This window comes from Microcystis sp. M49636_WE2, assembly GCF_030065375.1.
In the GTDB taxonomy this organism is placed as follows: domain Bacteria; phylum Cyanobacteriota; class Cyanobacteriia; order Cyanobacteriales; family Microcystaceae; genus Microcystis; species Microcystis aeruginosa_C.
Window position 1 is genome coordinate 1 of record NZ_JASJFG010000160.1, and the last position, 5,708, is coordinate 5,708.

At 44.0% G+C, this 5,708-nt stretch carries 3 protein-coding genes; 1 reads left to right on the forward strand and 2 read right to left on the reverse strand.

Annotated elements, in window-relative coordinates:
- Positions 1-1,546 (forward strand): WD40 domain-containing protein (locus PX484_RS03670; RefSeq protein WP_288102894.1); only part of this gene is annotated, 1,546 nt, incomplete at its 5' end.
- Positions 1,547-2,127: 581 nt separating this feature from the next.
- On the opposite strand, the gene PX484_RS03675 is transcribed toward PX484_RS03670, so the two are convergent.
- Both PX484_RS03675 and PX484_RS03680 read right to left on the reverse strand, forming a co-directional pair.
- Positions 2,128-3,408: an HhoA/HhoB/HtrA family serine endopeptidase gene (locus PX484_RS03675; protein ID WP_287768174.1), complete on the reverse strand. Its 1,281-nt coding sequence runs from the start codon at positions 3,406-3,408 to the stop codon at positions 2,128-2,130.
- A gap of 342 nt (positions 3,409-3,750) precedes the next feature.
- Positions 3,751-5,295 carry a serine/threonine protein kinase gene (locus PX484_RS03680; RefSeq protein WP_287768177.1) on the reverse strand — a complete coding sequence of 515 codons (1,545 nt, stop codon included), beginning with the start codon at positions 5,293-5,295 and terminating at the stop codon, positions 3,751-3,753.
- Between the last annotated feature and the right edge of the window lie 413 nt (positions 5,296-5,708).

A 5,708-nucleotide genomic window follows, 5' to 3' on the forward strand; every position in this document is an offset into this window, starting at 1 on the left:
GATTGGCATCCTGACAAGTTCGGCAATTTATGCCAGTCTGCAAGGACTAGAAACAAACGATCACAATGTCGGGTTAGCTTTGGGAATAGGAAGCCTTGGCGGAATCGGTATCTACTCTACCTTTGGGGGTGTGGGAGTCGCGGTTAAAGGTACAGCTTTCGGTGTTGGTGCTGGTTCCATGGCGATCGCTGGTGGGATAGTCGGGTTAGGAGTCTACGGACTGATGAAAATGTTATCTCCCACCTACTCCGACAATAATTTTTATGGCAATCTAGAATTTTTTGATCGCATTACTAGAGAGTACGAAGAAGCTTTATTTTGGCAAGAAGTTACGGGGAAATATAAAAATCTAGAGGCAGAACTACAGGGACTTTTAGAAGAAGTATCTGTTCAGGAAAATCAACAGTTATATTCTACAGAAATTACTATTCCAGAGCGTTTATCTTGGCAGTGTTTCCAAACTCTTAAAGGTCATCAGGAAAATATTGGGGCGATCGATGTTAGTCCTGATGGTAAAATTATCGCTAGTGCGGGAGAAGATCAAACCATAAAACTTTGGCAGCGAGAAACGGGTAAATTAATTTATTCCTTTGTGGGAGTTAATGAACCGCTCCAAACTCTGGCGATAAGTCCTAACGGTAAATCGATTATTGCTGGTGGATTAGATGGCAGAATTAGTCAGTGGCAATTAGAAACTAAGCAGTATAAAAGTAGTTTTTTCGCTCGTGTAAATGCTCCCCATAGCCATGATGGTGTCATTTTACAATTAGCTTTTGCTGCCAATGAAAGATTTATTGTTAGTGCTAGTAACGACAAAACTCTGCGAATCTGGGGTTATCATACAGGAGAATTAAAGCGAACTTTAATCGGTCATGAGGAGGCAGTTAATACCTGTGCTATTAGTCCCGATAGCCAAATTATTGCTAGTGGTAGTGATGATAAAACTATTAAATTATGGCGATTTGATCATAGTTATGCTTATCAAACTTTTATCGGTGACAGGGCAGCCGTTAACAGTTTAGCTTTTAGTAATGATGGTCAATATCTAATTAGTGGCGGTAGTGATAAAACGATTAAAATCTGGGATATAAAGACAGGAGAAATTATTAAAAGTTGGCAGGCACACGAGCAGGCAATTATTAGTATTGCTATTAATCCTCATCGCCATTTAATTGCTAGTGCTTCCCGAACAGAAATTAAAATTTGGCAAGGACAAACAGGAGAATTAATTAAAGTTTTACGGGGAACTGCTCCCTTAAAATTTAGTCCTGACGGTCAATTTTTAATTACAGGTAGTTATGGAGGTAAGGTAAAAATATGGTCAGAAATGTTAGGAGAATTAGAAATATTGCCCTCCGATTCCGAGGATTGGTGGGAGGTTTTAGAAATTTCTAAGAATGCCAGTTTTTCAGAAGTTAAACAAAGATATTATCAGCTTGCTCGTCAGTATCACCCCGATCACAATTCCTCCGCCATGGCGATTAAAATTATGCAAAAAATTAATCGAGCTTACGAGCGGTTTTTATTTTCTATCTCCCAACAGTAAAATTGTGAGCCTAGGGTCAAGTATTTAGCTATCTTTCGATTCTCCCTTAATCCCCCCTTGATCCCCCCTTGATAAGGGGGGTGCCGATCCCCCCTTGATCCCCCCTTGATCCCCCCTTGATCCCCCCTTGATAAGGGGGGTGTCGATCCCCCCTGCCCCCCTTGATAAGGGGGGTGTCGATCCCCCCTGCCCCCCTTGATAAGGGGGGTGTCGATCCCCCCTGCCCCCCTTAATAAGGGGGGTGTCGATTCCCCCTTAATTTCCCCTTGATAAGGGGGGTGTCGATTCCCCCTTGATCCCCCCTTGATAAGGGGGGTGTCGATCCCCCCTTGATCCCCCCTTGATAAGGGGGGTGTCGATCCCCCCTTAATCCCCCCTTGATAAGGGGGGTGCCGATCCCCCCTTGATCCCCCCTTGATAAGGGGGGTATCTGATAATTTTTAACGACTACCTACTTATCTCACCATTAAGATAAATGCTATAATTATTCAATTCAAGAGCCAAAAGTAAAACCAGAAATATAGAGAGCTTAGTAACAAGCTCTCTATAAAGTTTAGGTATTCTACCACTTATCTTCCAGACTAGGATCTGTTAGCAGTATTCAAGCTACCCACTTGAATATTCAGATTAATTTTTTGTCCTTCCCGGCTAATTTCTACGGGTAAATTATCGCCGATTTGAGTATTATCAACAATTTCCTGAACCGCATTGGGATCGGTGACATTCTTACCACCTACAGACTTTAACACATCACCCGATCGCAATCCTGCTGCTGCGGCAGGAGAATCTCTCATCACCCGCACTAACAAGACACCAGAATCATCGGGGATAGTCCAATTATCAGCCATGGGACTATCGGCTAATTGTTCTTTTACCTCTGGGGTTAACTGTACCATTTGAACACCGAGATAGGGATGTTCCACCTTACCCGTGGCGATTAATTGTTCGGCGATTCTTTGGGCAGTTTTAATCGGAATAGCAAAACCTAAACCCTGGGCATTTTGAATGATAGCGGTGTTAACTCCGATAACTTCTCCCCGAGCATTTAACAAAGGTCCGCCGGAATTTCCGGGGTTAATTGCCGCATCGGTTTGCAGGAAATCCACCCGTTTATCACTAGCACCAATTTGGGAGCCATTGCGTTCCTTGGCGCTAATAATCCCCGTGGTGACAGTGTTATCTAATCCCAAAGGATTACCGATAGCGATCGCCCATTCTCCCACCTGTAAACTATCAGAATTACCTAATTTAACCGTGGGTAAATTGCTCGTTTCCACCTGTACCACTGCCACATCAGTTAAAGGATCACTACCTAAAACTTTACCATCAATAGTGCGACCATCTTTGAGGGTGACAGTCACCTTATCTGCTCCCTCGACAACGTGAGCATTGGTGATAATTTTACCGTCATTACTGATAATAAACCCGGAACCTGTACCCCTTTGAACTTGTCTTTCTCCTCGCTCTGGTATTTGGGAACCGAAGAAGCGACGGAAAACAGGATCGTTAGCAAATTCCGAAAAATCACCGCCGCCATTGACTTCCCTAGAAGCATTAATTCTTACCACCGCCGGCCCCACTTCTTGCACCACAGAAGCAACAAAATTGGTGGGAATAACTAGGGTTGAGGGAGCGGCTGCGGCTGCTGTGGAGGGGCGAGGATTATTGGTAGCGGTGGCAATATTTTGGGCTAATTCTAGAGGATTTTGACTGTAGGCGTAGGTGGCCCCGATACCTAACCCGGCACCCAAAACCAGTAAGGAGGAATAGGCAAAAAGTTTTTTCATTGCAGAAGATTTGGAGCGTTTGGGATTGCCTTCGTTGAGCGGGGAAATATTATCGTTAAAAATATTGCGAGTCATAGTTTTTATTGTTTAACCATTTTGAGAAGGGAATAAAAGTCAGTCCTAATAATCGTGGGTGTGAGAGGAGTGTTTTGGAAAACGGCTTGGGACTGACTATCTCTAATCTAGGCGGGGGATATGAACTTACTGTGACGCAGACATGAACTTTTGATTACAAGCTCATTGTTTTATAGTTTTTGACAGCTATAAGCATTAATACGCATGGCACAAGTGAGATGCTCCTCAGCAGAATAGACTCACTACTATGGCGCAATTTAGTTTTTGGGTTGCATTAATTAACCTAATCTAGGGAAGATAACAATAGAAAAAAAGGAATTATGAGGATAGTTTTATGTTTTGTTAGCCTTTGGAATGCAGGAGAAAAGCCAATAACCAACCGCTTGCTAAACCGCTTAGATTTGTAACCGCAAGAATCAGAAAAATAGCGAAGGAGCTAAAGTTTTTCTTGTCTAACTCAAATGCAGTACCAAACTGAGTAGATACTATTACCATGCTCCCTATTCCAGTTACTACTCCCCCAAGAACATTCCCTGACATAAGACTGAAAGTAATACCACCTATCAATCCAGGAAAAACAAAAAACAAGACAGTTGCAAACTGATTTGTTTTTTCCCAGTATCGATAGAACAATAAGAACCATAACCCAACCACTGCCGCAACCCCAGCCAGAACCCCAGCCACAACCCCAGCCGCAGCCCAAAACCCAGCCACAGCAGCCACAACCCAAGCCACAGCCCCAGCCCACACAGGCCAAAACCCAGCCACAGCCCCAGTCACAGCCCAAGGCACAGCCGCAACCCCAGCCACAGCCCAAACTTGCCATCGTGCTGAACTGACAGCTAAAGTGTAACCAATTACACCATAAACAAGAAACACACCGAAAACAACAAGAAACACACCGATTAACCAACCCCGGGGAAGAGCTTTGAGTTTTTTCTGAAGAGAATTTTCAGAAGGTTTTGGGTTAACAGGGGCTGTTGTTTCAGCCACTTTTGGCTCTTTCCTTGGCTGTGGGGGATTAACTATTTCTTGACGATATTTTTTTTCTACAGGAGGCGGTGGTAATTCCAATTGTTGAAGCCAATCGGACATAGACTGAGGGCGGTTTTCTTTTTCCAAAGCCATCCCCAGAGTAATGGCTTTGTTAAGATGATCACTTAAATTAGGATTAATTTCTTTCGGTGATGTTAAGGGACGATTATCTAAACGGCGTTCCATTGAAGGAGTCGGTTTTTGCCCAGTTACCGCATAATAAAAACTGGCGGCTAGGGCATAAATATCCACGCTCGGCTGACGATTGGCTTTGCTACCTTGATAAACTTGTTCATAGGGGGCAAAACTGGGATTTGCGGCATAATCCGTCGAACTACCAGCCGGAATAATCTCTTTAGCAATGCCAAAATCAATCAAGATAGCATTCCCATTGGGTTGAATCATAATATTGCCAGGGTGAGCATCTCGGTGTACGATTCCTGCTTGATGAACTGCCTCTAATGCGCTGCCAATTTGCCGAATATATTTTAAACATTCCGCTTCCGATAATTTTCCTTGAGTTTTCACCCTTTCCATCAAAGTTTGACCCTGAATAAAATCCATCACCAAACAGGGAACTTGACCTTCAGTAAAAAAATCGGAAATACGGACGATATGGGCATGGGGAGTCTGGGAAAATTTGGCTAACTTGCGCCCTTCCGCCTCAAATTGTCTAACATAATCCTCGTATTCCGTATCTCTTTTTTGCAAAATATCAGGAGTTTTGATCACCACTTCCAGGGTGAGTTGGCGATGACGTGCTTTATAGGTCAGGCCAAAACCTCCCCGTCCCAAGACCTCAAGGATCTCGTACTTGCCATTGTGGAGGAGTTGTCCCGCTTGCCAAACCATAGAATTTTGCAATAGTTGTTTTTATCATACCAAAAAATCTGCTTTTGTCTCAAAATTGGCTTATGTTTTGGTATTTGAGTTTGTAGGGGCGAAGCATTCGGATAAAAAATTTACGGTTTCAGCGATAGGTTATTGCCCGAATGCTTCGCCCTTACGGGAGTTTGGTGGTGCTTAAGTTTACACCAATGGCACGTCTTGCATCCCATTGTGGTTAGTGAGTTTATCGAACTGCAATCGCCCTTGATCCCCCCTTGATACCCCCTTGATACCCCCTTGATACCCCCTTGATACCCCCTTGATCCCCCCTTGATCCCCCCTTGATAAGGGGGGTTTGATCCCCCCTTGATCCCCCCTTGATAAGGGGGGTTTGATCCCCCCTTGATCCCCCCTTGATAAGGGGGGTTTGATCCCCC

Bases quoted from the DNA above. Each gene is read 5' to 3' on its own strand.
- PX484_RS03675 (WP_287768174.1), bottom strand. From the start codon at position 3,408: ATGACTCGCAATATTTTTAACGATAATATTTCCCCGCTCAACGAAGGC.
- PX484_RS03680 (WP_287768177.1), bottom strand. From the start codon at position 5,295: ATGGTTTGGCAAGCGGGACAACTCCTCCACAATGGCAAGTACGAGATC.